The following is a 16,785-nucleotide window of genomic DNA, read 5'->3' as shown; positions in this document are numbered from 1 at the left end:
CACTTCGCTCCCGGGTCGGACGAGCCGACCCGGGAGCGACGCCTCTCCGGCTCAGGCGGTCGTGGTGCGGCGGGTCCTGGTGCGATCGCGCGTCAGCAGCAGGCCGAGCGCGATCATCCCGACTCCGAGCACGAAGTGCAGCCAGTTGTCCGCCGTATTCACCGGGACGAAGTTCGCCGGGTTGTCCCCCGCCACGAACAGTCCGAAGATCCACAGCACGAGGTAGATGACCCCGCCCCAGATCAGGTACTGCCGCGACGCCGAGGCGCTGCGGGCGACGGCGACTCCGGCGATGCCGAACAGCAGGTGGACGATGTTGTGCAGGATCGAGACCTGGAAGACGCCGAGCAGCAGCGCGTGGGACTCGTGCCCCGCGATCAGCAGGGCGTTGACGTCCGTCGTCAGCCCGGGGATGAATCCGGCGACGCCGACGACCAGGAAGACGATGCCGACGATCAGTGCCGCCTTCTGAACGGCCGTCTCAGCGAAGCGCCGGGTGCTCGCCGGTTGTGATGCACTCATGGTGATGCCTCCGAACATGGTTGGTGCTGGACCGCACGTGGGTGTGGCCCGGTTCTCGGAAGGCTAAATCGGTCGCTTCACGTCGCGGAGGGGGCTTGACATCGTGGACGGATGTGTCACTGATCAGTACATCCATCCCTCGAACCCCATGTCGTTCCCCTTGGGCGGGTCCGCGATCACGGGAGGCGCCGTCTGCCGTCGGCGCACGGGCCGCAAGAGCGCCCCGAACGCCCTCCCCGCCCATCCGGCTTGCCCTGCTCGCAGCCGGGTGAGCTCCGACGGTGCGGGACCCGTCGGCATGCGGCGAGGCAGTTCGCCGGCGGCGACGAGCCACGCGGGCAGCCCCAGCATCCGAAGCACCTGGCCCAGTCGCTCCGACTCGTAGACGCTGTCGGGGTCGAGCTCTTCCTCGAGCAGTTCACCGAGCGGCTCCGCGGCATCCGGTCGATCCCACAGCCCCGCGATCAGTTCCGCGGATTCCGCTCCGACAGGCTCGCTCAGGACGTCCTCATCCGCCCCCGGCTCACGTGACGGATCGCTGCAGTAGCGCACCAACTCCTCGCCCCCGCGCCAGGCGACCAGTGCCAGCTGTCGGTCGCGCAGCACCCGGATGGCGAGCGACGGGCCGGGGCTGCGCTCCGCGAGGAGCGCGCCGACCTCGAGGACGCCGCGCCGGCCGTTGGCCACGACGCCGGCGCCGGGGTCGCCCAGCACGACGATCCAGCCGTCCTGGGGCGGGGCCACCCAACCGGAGAAGCGGATCACGCGCAGGAGCGCGAGCAGGTCATCCAGCTCCACGTCGCCGGCGGGAAGGATCACACCGCCATATGAGTGGCCCCCCGGCAGAGCGTCCTCCGGGGGCGTTACGGACATCGGAGGCAGGTACACACACCGATCTTGGCGCACACCGCGCCATCCGGCCCCGCCGACGGCCGTCGAGCCACGGTTGCGCAGGCGCGCGCATCCACCGGAATGGACACCGGAGGATTACCGTTGCACCTGTCATGCAGCGCTTCGGAACCCTCTCGTTCGGCCACTACGGACCCCTCGGCGGCGGCCGCCAGCTCACCGCGGGCGACTCGCTGCTGCAGGCGATCGACCTGGCGCAGGGCATGGACGACCTCGGCGTCGACGGCACCTATTTCCGGGTGCACCACTTCGCCCGGCAGCAGGCATCCCCTCTGCCGCTGCTCGCCGCGATCGCCGCCCGCACGCGGCGCATCGAGGTCGGCACCGGCGTGATCGACATGCGGTACGAGAACCCGCTGTACCTCGCAGAGGAAGCGGCGGCCGTCGACCTGATCAGCGACGGACGGCTCGCGCTCGGCGTGAGCCGCGGGTCACCCGAAACGGTCGTGCGCGGCTACGAGGCGTTCGGCTACACCGGCTCGAAAGATCCCCGGGGCGCGGACCTCGCCCGCGACCACTTCGAGCTGTTCTTGCGCGCGATCGAGGGGGAGGGTCTCGCCGAGCGGGACGACTCCAGTCCCTTCGGCGGCGGATCGGGGATGCAGAGGATCGAGCCGCACTCCCCCGGCCTGCGCTCGCGCATCTGGTGGGGCGCGGGCAATCGCGACTCGGCGGAGTGGGCCGGCCGCGTCGGCGTCAACCTCATGTCATCGACGCTGCTGACCTCGGCCGACGGAAGGCCCTTCGACATCCTGCAGGCAGAGCAGATCGATGCCTTCCGCGCCGCGTGGCGCGAGGCGGGGCACGCCGGCGAACCGCGCGTCTCGGTGAGCCGCTCGATCTTCCCGCTGGTGACGGCCGAGGACCACATGTACTTCGGCGGCCGACAGGACGGCGACCAGATCGGAATCATCGACGGAATGCGATCGACGTTCGGCAAGACCTACGCCGCCGAGCCCGACGCGCTGGTGGAGCAGCTGCTGGCGGACGCCGCCATCCAGAGCGCGGACACGCTGATGCTGACGATTCCCAGCCAGCTCGGCGTCGACTTCAACCTTCGGGTGGTGGAGTCCTTCGCGACGCTCGTTGCTCCGGCGCTCGGCTGGGTGGGCACCCGGGTCTAGCCCATTCGCTCAGTCCAGGTGCCGGAACCTCTCCCAGAGCACGCTCCAGGGCGCCAGCGGGAACGAGCAACGCATGAGAGGTGCCTCCTGCTCCTCGGTGTCCACTCCGACACCGTTGTCCAAGACCGCGACGACGTCGCACTGCGTGAACCACTCCTGAGCGCGAGTCGCCTGCCATCCGACGATCAGCACGGTCTCGGCATCCTCGGCGGGGGCGCCGAGTGCCCACAGGGCGTTGTGGCCGCTGACGACGGGCGGCAGCCCGGCGCCGAACCGGTTCAGGGCGCCGGCCTCGCCGTAGTTCGTCGCGATGATGGCGTCGGCTTCGGCGGATGCCGCGGCATCCACCACCTGCTCGACGTATCGCTCCCATCCGACCTGATCCGCCGCTGCGGAGTTGATGTTCGCGAGCCCCGTCGCACCGAACGCCTGCACCGGCAGCACCGGAAGCGACGCGATCGCACAGGCGACCGCATTGACGCCGAGCAGGGCCGGCACCAGCACGCGTCTCGCCCGGGTGCGCGCCCAGTCGGCGACGACGGCGGCGCCCACCGCCGAGAGCACCGACAGCACCCCCGCGGTGTAGTAGAACTGGGTGCCTCCGACGAAGACGAACACCACCACGATGGCGAACGTGACCGCGAGGAAGCGCAGGGGCCTCCAGCGAGGCCTGCGGAACACCGCCACGACTGCCACCACCCAGAACACGGCGAGCACCGGGCCGACGAGCAGCACCAGCATCGGCCACATCATGATGCGCACCTCCTCGGCGTTGTTCTCGCTGAGCGCCGCGCCCATCGCGAGCTGCGGCCACCCATGCGTCGCCTGGTAGATCACATTCGGCAGTGCAAGGAGCCCCGCGAGCGCGACACCTCCCCAGAGCCACGGGGAGGCGAACCAGCGACGAGGACCGCAGACCGCGAGGCCCCCGGCGATCCCGATCATGAGCACGACCACGAGGAGCTTGTTGAACGTGCTCGCGCCGATCACGGCACCGGCCGCGAGCCACCACCGGCCGTCATCGCGCAGGACAGCGCGGACCGCGAAGAACAGCGCCGCCGGCCACACCACGAGGTCGAGGCTTGCGGTGAGCAGGACGTGCCCGAACAGCAGCGTTCCGGTCGTGCCCGCCATCCCCCAGGCCGTGTAAGCCTGCGCCCGCCGGGTGCCGCCCACCTCGCGCGTGATGAGGACGAGCAGGACGATGGATGCCGCGGCGCAGAGCAGGGCGATGACCCGGAGCGCGACGACGCTGTCGCCGAGCACCGCGATCGACAGGCGTGCGAGCAGCGGCGTCAGCGGCGGCAGATCCGTGTAGCCCCACGCCGGTGGCAGCATCCGGAAGTAGAGTTCGTCGCGGTGATATCCGTACTGCGGCGAGAGCATGGCGAGCACCACCGTCAGCGCGAGCATCGCCCCGACGACGTGCGAGGTCGCCAGCGGATGCCGGTGCACCGTCGTGCGGGTATCGTCGGCGATCACGTGCTCAGGCTAGCGAGCGCGGCCGCTCCCGGCCGCAGACACGACCGCGCCAAGGCTCGCTTCCCGGAGGGTCGCACCACCGCGACGGTACCGGCGGGCGCCGCCGGTGTGGACGCGGGCGGCAGCTTCTCGCGCTCCGACGCTAACCGGCATCCTCGATGAGGTGCAGCTGAGTCCCGTCGGGGTCCACGAGATACCCCGCGCGCTGGCCCCACTCCTGCAGGGCGACGGGAACGAGCCGTGGAATGCCCGAATCCGCCTCCGGCACGCCGCTGCCCCGCACCGCCGCATAGAGCCCATCGAGGTCGCCGACGCGGATGCTCGCCATGAACCAGCTGCTGTACGGGTCGTGCTCGGGGGCGAGGAAGAACTCGAGCACGACCCCTCCGCGGGCGAGGATCAGCCACCCGCCGTCGCGATACGACACCTCGAACCCGAAGCCGGTGTAGAAGTCGATGGTCGCGTCGAAGTCGCGGGAGGGAAGGTTCGGCACTGAGCGATCCGCCATCCACCGAACCTACGACGACTCGGCGCGCGAAGTGAAGCCCCCGTCGATGCCTCCGCGCGGCGCCGGCTACAGTCCGAGGTCGCTGAGCGCCGCATCCATCCTCTGCGTGATCAGCTCGTACCCGTCGTCGTTCGGATGCAGCCCATCGGCCGCCATCTCGCCCTCCCGCCCCTGGATCCAGCGGGAGGCGCCCGGTATGTAGTCGGCGCCGATGTCGTCGGCGGCGGCCTCCACCCAGCCGACGATCGCCTCGATCGACGCCGGGCGATCGGATGTGTACCAGAACGGCTCCACCACGACGAAGCGGGCATCCGGGAGCTCCGTCTTCAGGCGCTCGAAGTCCTTCTCGATCTGATCGCGGATGCCGCTGCCGGCCCGGTCGTAGCTGAACGCGTCGTTCAAGCCCATTGTGACGAGAACGATGTCGGGATCGGCTTCGATGATCTCGCCCGGCAGGTCCGCCCGCGTCTCGGTGCGGTTGTTCACGAATCCCAGCCCATCGACGCTCGGATTGAACTCCCGCCACCCTCGTTCCTGGGCAATGCGTGTCGACCAGCGCAATGAGGGATCGGACGCGCCTGTGCCTCGTGTGTACGAGTCGCCGTAGAAGGCGACCACGGGCGCGTCCTCCGGCAGATCGCTCGCCCCCGGCGGGGTGGGGTCGGCGAGCGGCGCGCAGGCGGTGAGCAGCAGCGCGGATGCCGCGGCCAGCGCCACGAGAAGGCCGCGCGCTCGAGCGGCGGCGGTCACGGCACCCGTCTCAGCGCGATGGCGGCCGGCATCCGCCGCACGACGAGCCGGAACATCGGCTTCGCCAGGGAGGCGGCTTCTGCGGGATCGATGATCCGAGGCGACGCGGCCCGGTGCTCGCGCCCCTTCCAGGTGAGTTGCGCTCCCCCGGCGGCCTCGACGTTCCGCGCCCAGTTCGTGCCCGCACCCCATGGCAGGCCGATCAGGATGGTGCCACGGTCGATGGTGGGGATCACCGCGACGGGGGTGACGTACTCGGCGCCGGAGCGTCGCCCTCGATGATGCATCACCGCCCACAGGGGGAACCAACGGCGGCCGGCGAGGAGCATCGCGATCGATTCGGTCGCCCGCCGAAGAGCCTTCGGAGGGCCCGATCTCCGCTGCGCGCCTGTCATGAGTCCAGGATGCTCTTCGCGCCTCGGAAGCGCGAGCGGTGCTGGTTCCGGTGCTCGGCCATGTTCGCGGCACACAGGTAATACACGGGAATCGTCCAGACGCGCCGTGCAGACTCGGTGCTTTGCGTCCCGCGAGCGGGTGCACTCGCCGCCCCATCGGCTCGGTCTTCATATACGGAACTCGGTTTTCATGCGCACTCTCAGCACCCCTTCGCCCGCCATTCAGCCCCGTCGTCGCGACCGCCGCTCGGCGATGACCCGTCGTGATCGCCGGTCGGCGATCATCGCCGCGGGCCTCGCGCTGGGCCTGTTCGCCACCGCCGGCGTCGCGACAGCCCCGGCCTCGTCGGCCGAGGCGTCCGCCTCGTCGCAGAGCTCGGCGTTCGGTTCGCCGAGCATCGCGCTGGCGTCGTTCGCGACATCGGCGCCCGCCATGGCTTCGGTCGCGGCGGAGAGCGACAGCGCTTCGGGGGAGGCACGCGAAGCTCTGACAGCCGCCGACGCGACGAAGGCGGCCGCGCTGGTGCTCGCTGCCGACATCGAAGCGACGGGTCTGGACCTGGGACAGCCCGACACCTCCATCGACACCGCCGAGCTCGAGGCCACGGTCGAGCGGCTCTCCGGCGCGAACAGCGCTGCAACCCCCTTCCTGCCGTATCTGACCGACGAGCTCAACGGCCTGGTCGACTCCGTCGACGGCCGGGTCTCGGAGCTGCGCCGACTCCTCGACGAGGCGAAGGCGCGCAAGGCTGCTGAAGAGGCCGCTGAGAAGGCGCGACTCGAGGCCGAGGCGGCGGCGGCTGCCGCGGCGGCCGCGGCCGAAGCCGAAGCGGCGAAGGCTGCCGCTGCAAAGGCGTCCGCGCCGGCGCGCTCGTCCGGCGGCGGCGCCGCCCCGATGCCCGTCGCCACGGGGGGCGGTGACAACAGCCCCGCGGGCGCGCAGGCGACCGCGCGGAGTATGGCCGCCGCGAACTACGGCTGGGGCGATGACCAGTTCTCCTCGTGCCTCGTGCCGCTGTGGAACAAGGAGTCGGGCTGGAACTATCGCGCCTACAACGCGTCGAGCGGTGCGTTCGGCATCCCGCAGGCTCTCCCCGGCAGCAAGATGGCGTCGGCCGGTGCCGACTGGCAGACGAACGCCGCCACGCAGGTCGCGTGGGGCCTCGGCTACATCGCGGGCCGCTACGGAACGCCGTGCGGAGCGTGGGCGCACTCGCAGTCGGTCGGCTGGTACTGACCCCGCGCTAGTCGGGCAGCACGAGCGGAAGCTCGCGACTGGGGTCCCACGGCTCGGTCCAGCCGAGGCGGTCGAAGAGTCCGTCCAGCAGCATGCCGGTGAATCCCCACACGAGGTGTTCGCCCGTCGCGTGCCCCACGACGAAGCCGGGGCCGCGCCATTCCTGCCCGTCGCGGCGGATCACCGTCGAGCCGCGGTTGGCGGGGTTCAGCAGATCGGCGACGCCCGCCCGGAACACGTCGGCCGACTCGGCTTCGTCGACGACGCGCACGGGCGACGGATGCCGCCACCAGGCGAGCACGGGCGTCACCAGATGCCGTGAGTATTCCAGGGGGATGTTCTCCAGCTCTCCGAGCACCTCCACGCCGTCCGGGTCGAGGCCCGTCTCCTCTCGCGCCTCGCGCAGCGCCGCGGCGACCACCGACTCGTCGCCCGGATCGACCCGCCCGCCGGGAAAGGCGACCTGCCCGGGGTGCGAACGCAGCGTGGATGCCCGGGCGAGCAGGAGCACGTCGAGGTCGCGCGAGACCGCCCGGGCCTGCGCCTCATGGTCGCTCTCGAGCGAATCGAGGACGCCGAACAACATCAGCACGGCCGCGGAGCGGGCATCCGGAACGTCGGGCAGGTCGGTGAGCACACGCCATCCGGGCACCCCATGGCCGTTCGCGGACTGGTCGGCGAGGGCGATCAGCTGAGCCCGAGCGCTCTGCGGGGCGTGATCGGCGGGCATCCGTTCAGGCTACGCCCGTGCGGCAGGTGGAGCGGTCGCTACTCGCCGTCGTCTGCGGTCATGAGCAGACCGACGGCCTCCGTCAGCTCATCGAGCGCGCCGGCGAGCCTCTCGAGCGCCTCCGCGTCGAGCGCGGGCAGCGACTCCGCGATCCGGGAGACGAGCAGGACGGGGTCCTCATCCTGCGGCGCGGGGTCGGTCATGGATTCATTGTCCGCGCCGGCGCACGGCGGCGCCAGGCGGCGTGCGGCTACTGCTTCGTCGACCGCTCGATCGACATCACCAGGATCACGCGATCGGCCTTGTCTTTCGGCGGTGTAGAACTCGGGTTGCCGTAGCGGTTCTGCAGCCGCACGTAGAACAGGCCACCGGGGTCCGGAAGGGTCTCGACGAGCCGACCAGCCACCTCAAGGTAGCGATGCGGATCATCGGGGTCGATGATCGACAGCGCCATCGAGGAGTTGTGCTGCAGGTTGCGGTACTTCTGCCGGTACGTCGTGTGCGTGAAGCGAAGATTCTCGCCGTCGAACTCGAACCACATCGGGGTCACCTGCACCGTGTCGTCGGGGCGGATGGTGCCCAGGTGACCGTAGAGGGGCAGCGCGAGCAGGCGACGGTAGCGGGCGGAGATGGTGTCGTAGTGGGTGGGCATGTTCTCATCCTGGATGACGGTCACCGATCGTGGACCCGATCCGCAAGGCTGAGGCGTCGCCCGGCCTACTTGCTCGGGTCGTGTCCCCAGTTCATCAGCGAGTAGCGCCACGGTGTGTCGGTGACATCCCCCGACGGCCGCTGGGCGAGGTGGCGGTGGACGTACCCCACGACCTTCCGCATGTGCTCCCGATCACCGCCGGTGAGCTCGGCCTTCTTCTTGCGCAGGATGTCGATGATCCTTCGCCCGGACGCGTGCCCGGTCGACTCTCCCCCGCCGGAGCGGTCGCCCACGCTCTTGGACTCGTCGGTGTCGAGCCACTTCTCGATCTGCGAGGCGGTCATGTTCACCGCATCCGAGAACTTCTTCTCCGTCGTTGCGTCGTCGTCAGTCACGATTCCATTCTTCGAGCCGGAGGCCGTGCCGCCAACGGGTTGACAGCCGTGTTCACCTTCCCCACCACTGTGTTCTCACCCGCTGCCTCCTGACCCGCTGCGTCCTCACCGGCTGCGCCGCTTGCGCATCTGCGCCAGCGGCAGCTCGAGCCGGGGATTGCCCACGAGCTGATCCTCGTGCGCCTCGAGGAACTCCCAATAGGCGGTCGTGAACTCCGACCCGCGCGCCTCGCGATCGTTCCGCCACCATGAGCCCATTTTCTGCAGGTACGCGCCGCCCGAGATGTACGGCTTCGTGGGCGCCCCGGCCGCCGTCCGCGTACTGGCTCATGCCCTGCACGTTCGGCACCATCACCCACTCGTACGCGTCGACGAACATCGTCGAGAACCACTCGTACGCCTCGCGCGGGTCGTACCCCTGCAGCAGGAACCAGTTGCCGAGCACCATGAGCCGCTCGATGTGGTGGGCGTAACCCCACCGGTGCACGCGTTGGAGCACCGTGCGCACCGGTACCGGCAGGTCGTCGGGGATGTCGCATCCGGTGTACCACCATGGTTCGAGTCGGCGCGTCTGCCCCAGGTGGTTCGCTTCTCGGAGTTCCGGCATGGCGCGGTAGGCGCCGCGCATGTACTCCCGCCATCCGATCACCTGGCGCAGGTATCCCTCGAGCGATGCCAACGGCACCCGATCCCGGGCAGCCAGTGTCGTGGCGACGACCTCCTCCACCGTCAGCAGCCCGATGTTCAGCAGGGCGCTGCTGACCGAGTGGAACAGGAACGGCTCGCCTTCCGCCATCGCGTCCTCGTATCGGCCGAACAGGGCGAGGCGGTGCTCGACGAAGTCCCCGAGCCAGGCTCGCGCCGAGTCCGGTGCGACCGGAAGCCAGAAGTTCTGGGGATCCCCGGGCGCGTCGGGGAATCGCTCGGTCACCTCGGCGATGGCGCCGCGGGTGATCTCGTCGTGAGGGAGCACCAGCAGCGCCGGGACGTCGATCCCGGTGCGCGGAAGCGGTTCGCGGTTGTCGGCATCGAAGTTCCAGCGCCTCCCGGCGGGCCGGTCGCCGTCCATCAGGATGCCGGTGCGGCGGCGCTGCCACCGATAGAAGTCCTCCATCCGCGCGCTCGGCGGCGCGGCGGCGAACCACTCGTCGATGACCGGCGCCGGTGTGAGGAACAGGGCGTCCGGATAGACGCGCGTCCGCAGGCCTTGGTCGGTGCAGAACCGCAGCAGTCGCTGGTCGATCCCGCGGTCGGTGGCGCTCATCCACGCGAGGGGGTCGATCCCGTGCTCCCGGACGAGGGCGCGAAGGCCGTCCAGGAATCCGAGGCCGCTCTCGAGCCCGACCCGCTCCACCCTCGTCCCCGAGCGCGCGAGCCGGTCCGCCGCGTGCCGCATGGCGGCGAGCAGCAGCACGATCTTGTGCGAGTGGTACCGGCGGCGACGGAAGGCGGCATCCGATTCGATGAAAAGCACGAGGTCGATCTCGGGGTCGTCGAAGGCCGGATGCCGCTCGAAGACCTGAGTGGCGAGCACGAGCGCGGCTTTCATGCGGCCATGATGCCACTCGCCCGATACCGGAGGGGTCGTCGGGAGGGTGCCGGTCGCCGCGCCGAGCGAGGGCCGGTCGTGCACAACGGCGGGGATCCTCGGCGACACGCCGGGCAGAGGCATCCGGTGACGGCGTGTCGGGAGCGATCCCCGCCGTTGCGCTCGGGGTCGCGCGACGGAGAGATCGGGGTTCTGTGTCGGTCATCCGCCGGGGCCATCGGGCCCGGGCGAGGGCCGGTCGTGCACAACGGCGGGGATCCTCGGCGACACGCCGGGTTGCGGCATCCGGAGTCGGCGTGTCGGAGACGATCCCCGCCGTTGAGCCCGCGGTGCTCCGGGTGCGGCCGCGGGCGTGCCCGCCACAGTGCCGGAACCCGCAGCGCCTGGCAGACTCGCAAGGGTGTGGATCGGATGGATGGAGTTCGACGTGCTGCTCGGCGATGTGCACTCCCTGAAGGAGAAGCGCAGCGTCATCCGGCCACTGATCGCCGACCTGAGCCGGCGCACCGAAGCGGCCGCGGCGGAGGTCGGGCACCACGACCTGCACCGAAGGGCCCTGATCGGCCTGTCGGTCGTCGCGAGCGACGCGGCGCACGTGAGGAATGTGCTCGACCGCGTGGATCACCAGTTCGCGGAGGCGCATCCGGAGATCACGATCCTGTCGGCGCGGCAGGGGCTCCACTCGAGCGAGGACTGAATCCCCGGCCCCGCAGCACCGCGCCCGGCGAGGCGCGACCCGCCCGGCGGCTGCCCACATCGAGAAGATCCCGCCCTCCGGCGCCTCGCCGACATACCATCGAACATGGCGCACTCGATGAACACCGGGACGGTGATAGCAATCGTCGGCGAGCACTCGGAGGATGCACTGGCCACTTTGGACGGCATCCGAGGGGTCGAGGTTCTCGCCTTGCGTGACAGCGAGCCCACGTTGGCGACACGGCGCATCACCGCCGCCGGCACACCGTGGATCGTGCACGACGCGGACCCGCTCGAGCACGTGGCCGCGGCGTGGGTGGAGCTGTTCGAGGAGCGGTCGACGCTCGGGGCGCTCGAGCTGGAAGTCGAGAACGCCCTCGCGCTCTTCGAGGCGGGCTCCGCGCTCATGCCCGACTACTACATCGTGCTCGAACCGGAGGGCGCTCCCGACACCTGGCGACACTGGTGGTGCGGTGCCCTCGGGCACCACGCCCCCCGCCGGGTTCTCACTTCGCCGGCCCCGACGACGCCGCGGGATGCCGCGGTGCGCCGCCTGCTGCGCAAGCTCCCGTCGTCGCGGGCGTGGCCCGACCCTGCGGCCTGGCTGCCGCACCTCCCGTTCGAGATCCCCGACAGGGTGGGTCTCCGAGACTGACCCGCAGAGGGTCTACGCCGGCCCACGGCCGCTGGCCCAACCTGCGAACAGGGCGTGCAGCAGCGGTAGAACGGATGCCGCCATCAAAACGGTCCCGAGAATGGCCTCATCCGCACGGAGCACAATGCCGCCGATCAGCAGCGCCGCGAAGAGGATCGCTGAGACGACACGCCGCACCATCCGCTCCACGCGATCGAGCCGTCGCTCGATCCGCGGAACCTGAGCCACGAGGCGCCCGTCCTCGATCCGCGTGGCCAGCTCGTCGAGCCGCTGCGGAAGCCGCGCAGCCACACTCGCGGTCGAGACGGCCTGCCTGGCGAAGCCCTGCACCACGTTGCCCGACTCCTCGCGGATCAGACGATTGGCGTAGGGCTCCACCGCGTCCCAGATGTTGAATGCCGGATCGAGTGAGCTGCACATTCCCGACGTCAGCGACATCGCGCGTACGATCAGCAGGAAGTTCTCCGGCAGCTGGAAAGGCAGCGAGCGAACCACGTCGCCGAACTCGATCGCGAAGTCCCGGAACTCCCGCGGGTCGACCTCCTGCAGCTCCGCGAATCCCATCCCGCCGAACCGGGCGAACAGCTTGGTCATCGCGCGCTCGAGCTCGGCGGTGTCCGCGGACGGAAGCAGCACGCCCACGTCGCGCATGCCGTCGACCATTCCCTTGCCATTGCGCGATGCGGCGGCGATGAGGATGCGCCGCAGCCCGCGCCGCAGGCCATCCGGGACCTCGCCCATCATGCCGAAATCGATGAATGTGAGCGTCCAGGGCCGGGCCTCCGGCCCGACGCGAGGAGTCACGAAGATGTTGCCCGGGTGCGGATCCGCGTGGAAGAACCCGTCGGCGAAGAGCTGGTCGAACATGACGGCCGCGAACTCAGTCGCGACCTCTGAAGGGTCGATGCCCGCCGCTCGTAAGCCCTCCACATCGTTGATCTTGATCGCCGTGACGTCCTGCAGAGTGAGTACCCGCCGCGTGGTGCGCTCCCAAACGACCTCCGGGACACCCACCCTGGCGTCATCCCGGAACAGCTCGCCGAAGCGCTCGGCGCTGGCGGCCTCATGCAGGTAGTCGATCTCCTCCATGCTCGTCGCGGCGAACTCCTCGACGAGGGCCGGCATGTCGACGCGGTCCGCCACGAGCCGCACGCGGGACAGCCATCCGGCCACCCGGCGCAGCGCGCGCAGGTCGACATCGACGACCTCGTCGATCCCCGGCCGCTGGATCTTCACGACGATGTCGGTCAGGCCCGTCTGGGCGGCATCGGCATCCGAAAGTCGCGCCCTGTGCGCCTGACCGAGGGATGCCGCGGCGAGAGGCGTCGGATCGACGAAGGAATAGGCACGCTCGAGCGGCACGCCCAGCTCGGCCTCGGCCATGGCCTGGATCGCGGGGAACGGGACGGGTGGAACCTCGTCCTGCAGCCCCTCGAGCTCTTTCGTGATCTCGGGAGGCAGCACGTCGAGGCGCGACGACATGAACTGGCCGACCTTGATCATCAGCCCGCCGAGGTCGACCGCGAGCACGTGGAAGCGCTGCGCGATCCGCTGCAGCCGCGCCGCACGACCGTGTGCGGAGATCCGGGAGAGGCCCAGGCGTGGAAGGAACAGCTCGTACCACCACGCCTGGACCAGATACCGTGCGGCGAACCGCGTGATCCGGCGGTAGCGGGCCCGCATGTTGCCGGCGTCGGACATCGAGTCTCCTTGACGCCGACGTACTGCGGCCGCGTCGTCGTTCAGCTGCAGCGTCTTTCAGCAGGGTCAGTCTTGGGCGAGGATGCTGAAGAGCTTACGTCGCGCCTCTTCGAGCACGGCGACGGCCTGCTTCACCTGCTCCGGGTTGCCCGAGCGTCCGACCTGCGCGGCGGCCTGAGCGAGATCGATGCCCGCCTTCGGCAACGCCGTCGCGCGCCCGCTGTCGCGGGAACTCGACGCCTCCCACGGCGCGGAGCGGTCGCCCGCGGCATCCGCAACCGCGCGTCCCTCCACCGTCAGGGAGTACGTCTTGCGGCCGTTGGACTCCTCGGCGAGGATCAGACCTTCGTCGGCGAGCAGCTGCAGGGTGGGGTACACCGAACCGGGGCTCGGCTTCCACGATCCGCCGCTGCGGTCGTCGATCTCCTGGATGATCTGGTAGCCGTGCATCGGCTTCTCAGCGAGCAGCGCGAGCACCGCCGAGCGGACGTCGCCCTTGCCCATGCGCGTGCCGCCGACCTTCTGCTCGAACTGTCCGCGAAGATTCTCCATCGCCTCCCAGAGTCCGCCGGTGGGCCAGCCTCCGCCGCTGCCGCGCCCGCCGCTGCCGCTGCCGCCGAACCAGTCGCCCATGTTGGAACCGCTCATGATGACCTCCTCCGTCCTGGACCCCCGTGGGTCCAGCGATACTCGACGATATATCGCTGAGGGCCCCGGCGGGGCGTTTCCCAGGAATGATTCAGGCCCGATACCGCGTCTTTGCACACGGCGTCCGTCGCTCGCAAGCCCCTCCGTGACGCGGGCGCCCCCGCATACCGTCGCTCGCAGACGAAGGGATCGAACATGGCCGATGGCGATGTGGAGACGCGCTCGAAGCGCGGGCAGTGGGTGAACCGGGTGGTCGGTGAGGAGGATCTCTCGCAGAGCTACAGCAGTCGGGAAGAGGCCATCGAGGCCGGCCGGCGGCTCGCTGACGAGCTCGGCACCCGTCACAGCGTGATCGAGGCCGAACCGACCGGCGTGATCACGGACGGCGGCGATGTGGATGACGACATCGTCGTGGTCGGCGGCGACGACGACCACGAGTAGCCGAAGGGAGGAGCCGGTGGCGCAGCAGCAGCGGACGGTGTCCGACGCGATCGTCGAACGCCTTGTCGAGTGGGGCGTATCGCGCGTGTACGGATACAGCGGGGACGGGATCAACGGCGTACTGGACGCTCTCCGCCGGTCCGAGGGCGGAGTGGACTTCGGCCAGGCGAGGCACGAGGAGAACGCCGCCTTCATGGCCGTCGGAGAGGCGAAGTACGCCGGCGGGGTGGGCGTGGTCCTCTCGACACAGGGCCCGGGTGCCGTACACCTCCTCAACGGCCTGTACGACGCCAAACTCGACCACGTGCCGGTGGTCGCCCTGATCGGCCAGCAGCACCGCAGCGTGCTCGGATCGGGGTACATGCAGGAGATCGACCTGCGCACCCTGTTCTCCGATGTCGCCGCGAGCTACATCACGGAGGTCTCGACCGCCGAGCAGGTGCCGATGGTGATCGACCGGGCATTCCGCGCGGCGCTGGCCTCCCGCTCCCCCGCTGTCGTCATCCTTCCGCACGACGTGCAGTCGGAGCCGGAGCCGGAGCATCCCCACGAACACGGGATCGTGCCGAGCGCCGCGATCTTCGACCGACCTATCGTTCGCGCCGCCGGCGACCGCATCGCCGAGGCCGCCGAGCTCCTGGGCGCGGCTCGGCGCCCCGCCTTCCTCGTGGGCCAGGGGGCCGCCGGCGCCGTCGACGAGGTCGTCGCCCTGGCCGAGCACCTGCAGGCGGCGGTCGTCACAAGCCTCCTCGGCAAGCCGCACGTCGACGAGCGCCTTCCCTACGCCGCCGGTACCATGGGACACCTCGGCACGACCGCGAGCGCTCAGGTCTTCGCGGAGTGCGACGCCCTGCTGATCGTCGGATCCAACGACCCCTGGACCGAGTTCTATCCCCAGCCGGGGCAGGCGAGAACCGTGCAGATCGACATCGACCCGCGGATGATCGGCAACCGCAGTGCGGTGGAGATCGGACTGGCCGGAGATGCCGCGGCAACCCTGCGCGCCCTGCGGGAGGCGACCGCGCCGGCACGCGACCCGGCGTGGGGCGAACGCGTGCGGGATGTCGTCCGGCGATGGCGCGGCATCAGCGCCGAACGAGCCGCGGTGGAAGCCGAGCCACTGAACCCCGAGGCCGCGATGCGCGCCCTGAACGAGCACCTGCCCGTCGACGCCCGCGTGGCACTCGACGTGGGCAGCGTCGTCTACTGGTACGCGCGCCAGCTCATCCTGCCGCCCGGTGTGCCCGCGCACGTGTCGGGGACGCTGGCGAGCATGGGCTGCGGAATCCCGTATGGCCTGGCAGCCAAGCTCACGGCCCCGGACCGGCCCGTCGTGGTGCTCTCGGGCGACGGCGGCATGCAGATGACCGGCCTGGCCGAGCTCGTGACGGTCGCCTCGCGGTGGCAGCGCTGGCCGGATCCGCGGTTCGTGATCGCGGTCTTCGACAACCGCGATCTGGCCGAGGTCAGCTGGGAGCAGCGGGAAATGGAGGGAAGCCCGCGCTTCGAGGCCAGTCAGGCCCTGCCCCCGGTGCCCTACGAGGAGTATGCGCGCGTGCTCGGCCTGGCCGGCGAACGGGTGTCCGCCGCGGACGATCTGGATGCCGCGTGGCAGCGGGCCTGGGCGGCCGACCGGCCGTGCGTCCTGGCGATCGAGACCGACCCCGCCACACCGATGCTCCCACCCCTCGCGGCGGCCGGTGAGAAGCTCGAGCAGATGCGGTCGTCGCTGGCGGCGGAAGCCGCCGAGGGCGGCCCACAGGCGGCCCGAGCGCTTCGGCTGCTCGATGCGTACGTGGAGATCGAGGAGCGCCTCGGCGGCGTGTGAGCCGGGTCAGCGTACCTTGCGGTATGCGTGGGCCTTGACCCTCTCGCTGACTCTCCGCCACGGATGTGGCTGCAGCATGGCGTCGTACAGCGACGGGTCGACGTCGAAGTAGTCGTAGACGCCGCCGTTGCGGAATTCGACGCGCAGCGTTCTTCGTGCGGCGTCGTATCCGACGGCGTGGAGGCTGTCCGAGGTGATCGGGTGCATCTTCATTGCGCATCCTCTCTGTCGGTGACCCGAGGCGATTCTCCTGCGGTGGCCCGAGGCAATTCTCCTGCGGTGGCCCGAGGCAACTCTCCTGCGGTGGCCCGAGGCAATTCTCCTGCGGTGGCCCGAGGGGGATTCGTCCCACCGCCCCTCCACTCGTCGCTTCGCGACGTGTGGAGCCTCCGGCGGCGGGGCCCGCCCGCGGTGCGTTTCTCACCCTGCCGTCACCATAAACGCAGAATGCCCGTCCTTCGGACGGGCATTCTGCGTTTGTGACCCCAGCGGGATTCGAACCCGCGTTACCGCCGTGAGAGGGCGGCGTACTAGGCCTCTATACGATGGGGCCTCACAAGACA

The 16,785-nt window shown here is 70.1% G+C and carries 20 protein-coding genes and 1 tRNA gene; 6 read left to right on the top strand and 15 right to left on the bottom strand.

From position 1 onward, the window contains the following. Positions 1–51 precede the first annotated feature (51 nt). Together ACLQ2Q_RS10335 and ACLQ2Q_RS10330 are read right to left on the bottom strand one after the other, a co-directional pair. Entirely contained in the window at positions 52–522 is a 471-nt protein-coding gene (locus tag ACLQ2Q_RS10335; protein WP_425820354.1) for a DUF4383 domain-containing protein, read from the bottom strand. 123 nt (positions 523–645) lie between these two features. After that, on the bottom strand, positions 646–1,395 hold the full coding sequence (locus ACLQ2Q_RS10330; protein WP_425820353.1) for a hypothetical protein: 750 nt from the start codon (positions 1,393–1,395) through the stop codon (positions 646–648). Between the two features lie 131 nt (positions 1,396–1,526). On the opposite strand from ACLQ2Q_RS10330, the gene ACLQ2Q_RS10325 reads away from it, so the two are divergent. Further along, complete coding sequence (locus tag ACLQ2Q_RS10325; RefSeq protein WP_425820352.1) at positions 1,527–2,555, top strand: LLM class flavin-dependent oxidoreductase; 1,029 nt, start codon at positions 1,527–1,529, stop codon at positions 2,553–2,555. Between the two features lie 9 nt (positions 2,556–2,564). Here the strand turns inward: ACLQ2Q_RS10325 and ACLQ2Q_RS10320 are convergent, their stop codons facing one another. From ACLQ2Q_RS10320 to ACLQ2Q_RS10305, 4 genes are all read right to left on the bottom strand, one after another. Then, positions 2,565–4,037: a glycosyltransferase family 39 protein gene (locus tag ACLQ2Q_RS10320; RefSeq protein WP_425820351.1), complete on the bottom strand. Its 1,473-nt coding sequence runs from the start codon at positions 4,035–4,037 to the stop codon at positions 2,565–2,567. Between the two features lie 142 nt (positions 4,038–4,179). Next, positions 4,180–4,545, bottom strand: coding sequence for a bleomycin resistance protein (locus ACLQ2Q_RS10315; RefSeq protein WP_425820350.1), 366 nt, complete (start codon positions 4,543–4,545; stop codon positions 4,180–4,182). A 66-nt stretch (positions 4,546–4,611) separates the two neighbouring features. Beyond that, on the bottom strand, positions 4,612–5,295 hold the full coding sequence (locus tag ACLQ2Q_RS10310; RefSeq protein WP_425820349.1) for an SGNH/GDSL hydrolase family protein: 684 nt from the start codon (positions 5,293–5,295) through the stop codon (positions 4,612–4,614). Further along, positions 5,292–5,690, bottom strand: a complete 399-nt coding sequence (locus tag ACLQ2Q_RS10305; protein WP_425820348.1) for a nitroreductase family deazaflavin-dependent oxidoreductase — start codon at positions 5,688–5,690, stop codon at positions 5,292–5,294. The genes ACLQ2Q_RS10310 and ACLQ2Q_RS10305 overlap by 4 nt, the downstream gene beginning before the upstream one ends. A 190-nt stretch (positions 5,691–5,880) precedes the next feature. Here ACLQ2Q_RS10305 and ACLQ2Q_RS10300 point away from each other — a divergent pair, with 190 nt between their 5' ends. After that, positions 5,881–6,927, top strand: coding sequence for a lytic transglycosylase domain-containing protein (locus ACLQ2Q_RS10300; RefSeq protein WP_425820347.1), 1,047 nt, complete (start codon positions 5,881–5,883; stop codon positions 6,925–6,927). Positions 6,928–6,934: 7 nt separating this feature from the next. On the opposite strand, the gene ACLQ2Q_RS10295 is transcribed toward ACLQ2Q_RS10300, so the two are convergent. The 5 genes from ACLQ2Q_RS10295 to ACLQ2Q_RS10275 all read right to left on the bottom strand — a co-directional run bounded on the left by ACLQ2Q_RS10295 (position 6,935) and on the right by ACLQ2Q_RS10275 (position 10,253). Beyond that, entirely contained in the window at positions 6,935–7,657 is a 723-nt protein-coding gene (locus tag ACLQ2Q_RS10295; protein WP_425820346.1) for an NUDIX hydrolase, read from the bottom strand. Between the two features lie 38 nt (positions 7,658–7,695). After that, positions 7,696–7,860 carry a hypothetical protein gene (locus ACLQ2Q_RS10290; RefSeq protein ID WP_425820345.1) on the bottom strand — a complete coding sequence of 55 codons (165 nt, stop codon included), beginning with the start codon at positions 7,858–7,860 and terminating at the stop codon, positions 7,696–7,698. A gap of 47 nt (positions 7,861–7,907) precedes the next feature. After that, positions 7,908–8,309: a PPOX class F420-dependent oxidoreductase gene (locus ACLQ2Q_RS10285; RefSeq protein WP_425820344.1), complete on the bottom strand. Its 402-nt coding sequence runs from the start codon at positions 8,307–8,309 to the stop codon at positions 7,908–7,910. A gap of 65 nt (positions 8,310–8,374) precedes the next feature. Continuing rightward, positions 8,375–8,704, bottom strand: coding sequence for a DUF3140 domain-containing protein (locus tag ACLQ2Q_RS10280; protein ID WP_425820343.1), 330 nt, complete (start codon positions 8,702–8,704; stop codon positions 8,375–8,377). 52 nt (positions 8,705–8,756) lie between these two features. Beyond that, positions 8,757–10,253, bottom strand: coding sequence for a cryptochrome/photolyase family protein (locus ACLQ2Q_RS10275; RefSeq protein WP_425820342.1), 1,497 nt, complete (start codon positions 10,251–10,253; stop codon positions 8,757–8,759). A gap of 400 nt (positions 10,254–10,653) precedes the next feature. Here ACLQ2Q_RS10275 and ACLQ2Q_RS10270 point away from each other — a divergent pair, with 400 nt between their 5' ends. Together ACLQ2Q_RS10270 and ACLQ2Q_RS10265 are read left to right on the top strand one after the other, a co-directional pair. Continuing rightward, on the top strand, positions 10,654–10,950 hold the full coding sequence (locus ACLQ2Q_RS10270) for a DUF503 domain-containing protein (RefSeq protein WP_425820341.1): 297 nt from the start codon (positions 10,654–10,656) through the stop codon (positions 10,948–10,950). Between the two features lie 105 nt (positions 10,951–11,055). After that, a complete protein-coding gene (locus tag ACLQ2Q_RS10265; RefSeq protein WP_425820340.1) occupies positions 11,056–11,604 on the top strand; it encodes a hypothetical protein in 549 nt (182 codons plus the stop codon). Positions 11,605–11,616: 12 nt separating this feature from the next. On the opposite strand, the gene ACLQ2Q_RS10260 is transcribed toward ACLQ2Q_RS10265, so the two are convergent. Continuing rightward, positions 11,617–13,305 (bottom strand): ABC1 kinase family protein, encoded by a 1,689-nt coding sequence (locus ACLQ2Q_RS10260; RefSeq protein WP_425820339.1) that lies wholly within the window; start codon positions 13,303–13,305, stop codon positions 11,617–11,619. A gap of 66 nt (positions 13,306–13,371) precedes the next feature. Continuing rightward, on the bottom strand, positions 13,372–13,953 hold the full coding sequence (locus ACLQ2Q_RS10255; RefSeq protein WP_425820338.1) for a PadR family transcriptional regulator: 582 nt from the start codon (positions 13,951–13,953) through the stop codon (positions 13,372–13,374). 195 nt (positions 13,954–14,148) lie between these two features. Between ACLQ2Q_RS10255 and ACLQ2Q_RS10250 the strand changes: the two genes are divergently transcribed. Further along, complete coding sequence (locus tag ACLQ2Q_RS10250; protein ID WP_425820337.1) at positions 14,149–14,394, top strand: DUF2188 domain-containing protein; 246 nt, start codon at positions 14,149–14,151, stop codon at positions 14,392–14,394. Next, complete coding sequence (locus tag ACLQ2Q_RS10245) at positions 14,351–16,222, top strand: thiamine pyrophosphate-requiring protein (protein ID WP_425820336.1); 1,872 nt, start codon at positions 14,351–14,353, stop codon at positions 16,220–16,222. The genes ACLQ2Q_RS10250 and ACLQ2Q_RS10245 overlap by 44 nt, the downstream gene beginning before the upstream one ends. Positions 16,223–16,228: 6 nt before the next feature. Here the strand turns inward: ACLQ2Q_RS10245 and ACLQ2Q_RS10240 are convergent, their stop codons facing one another. Beyond that, positions 16,229–16,435, bottom strand: coding sequence for a KTSC domain-containing protein (locus ACLQ2Q_RS10240; RefSeq protein WP_425820335.1), 207 nt, complete (start codon positions 16,433–16,435; stop codon positions 16,229–16,231). Between the two features lie 267 nt (positions 16,436–16,702). Beyond that, positions 16,703–16,775 (bottom strand) — tRNA-Glu (locus tag ACLQ2Q_RS10235). Positions 16,776–16,785 lie beyond the last annotated feature (10 nt).

This window comes from Microbacterium sp. DT81.1 (assembly GCF_049844955.1).
Classification (GTDB): Bacteria; Actinomycetota; Actinomycetes; order Actinomycetales; family Microbacteriaceae; genus Microbacterium.
Note: the sequence above shows the minus strand (reverse complement) of the source record. Positions and strands in the feature narration are given on the sequence as shown.

Coding starts and splice junctions, on each gene's coding strand:
- ACLQ2Q_RS10265 (WP_425820340.1), top strand. CDS start 11,056: ATGGCGCACTCGATGAACACCGGGACGGTGATAGCAATCGTCGGCGAG.
- ACLQ2Q_RS10275 (WP_425820342.1), bottom strand. CDS start 10,253: ATGAAAGCCGCGCTCGTGCTCGCCACTCAGGTCTTCGAGCGGCATCCG.
- ACLQ2Q_RS10335 (WP_425820354.1), bottom strand. CDS start 522: ATGAGTGCATCACAACCGGCGAGCACCCGGCGCTTCGCTGAGACGGCC.
- ACLQ2Q_RS10255 (WP_425820338.1), bottom strand. CDS start 13,953: ATGAGCGGTTCCAACATGGGCGACTGGTTCGGCGGCAGCGGCAGCGGC.
- ACLQ2Q_RS10260 (WP_425820339.1), bottom strand. CDS start 13,305: ATGTCCGACGCCGGCAACATGCGGGCCCGCTACCGCCGGATCACGCGG.
- ACLQ2Q_RS10285 (WP_425820344.1), bottom strand. CDS start 8,309: ATGCCCACCCACTACGACACCATCTCCGCCCGCTACCGTCGCCTGCTC.
- ACLQ2Q_RS10250 (WP_425820337.1), top strand. CDS start 14,149: ATGGCCGATGGCGATGTGGAGACGCGCTCGAAGCGCGGGCAGTGGGTG.
- ACLQ2Q_RS10290 (WP_425820345.1), bottom strand. CDS start 7,860: ATGACCGACCCCGCGCCGCAGGATGAGGACCCCGTCCTGCTCGTCTCC.
- ACLQ2Q_RS10330 (WP_425820353.1), bottom strand. CDS start 1,395: ATGTCCGTAACGCCCCCGGAGGACGCTCTGCCGGGGGGCCACTCATAT.
- ACLQ2Q_RS10315 (WP_425820350.1), bottom strand. CDS start 4,545: ATGGCGGATCGCTCAGTGCCGAACCTTCCCTCCCGCGACTTCGACGCG.
- ACLQ2Q_RS10240 (WP_425820335.1), bottom strand. CDS start 16,435: ATGAAGATGCACCCGATCACCTCGGACAGCCTCCACGCCGTCGGATAC.
- ACLQ2Q_RS10245 (WP_425820336.1), top strand. CDS start 14,351: ATGACGACATCGTCGTGGTCGGCGGCGACGACGACCACGAGTAGCCGA.
- ACLQ2Q_RS10295 (WP_425820346.1), bottom strand. CDS start 7,657: ATGCCCGCCGATCACGCCCCGCAGAGCGCTCGGGCTCAGCTGATCGCC.
- ACLQ2Q_RS10300 (WP_425820347.1), top strand. CDS start 5,881: ATGCGCACTCTCAGCACCCCTTCGCCCGCCATTCAGCCCCGTCGTCGC.
- ACLQ2Q_RS10325 (WP_425820352.1), top strand. CDS start 1,527: ATGCAGCGCTTCGGAACCCTCTCGTTCGGCCACTACGGACCCCTCGGC.
- ACLQ2Q_RS10305 (WP_425820348.1), bottom strand. CDS start 5,690: ATGACAGGCGCGCAGCGGAGATCGGGCCCTCCGAAGGCTCTTCGGCGG.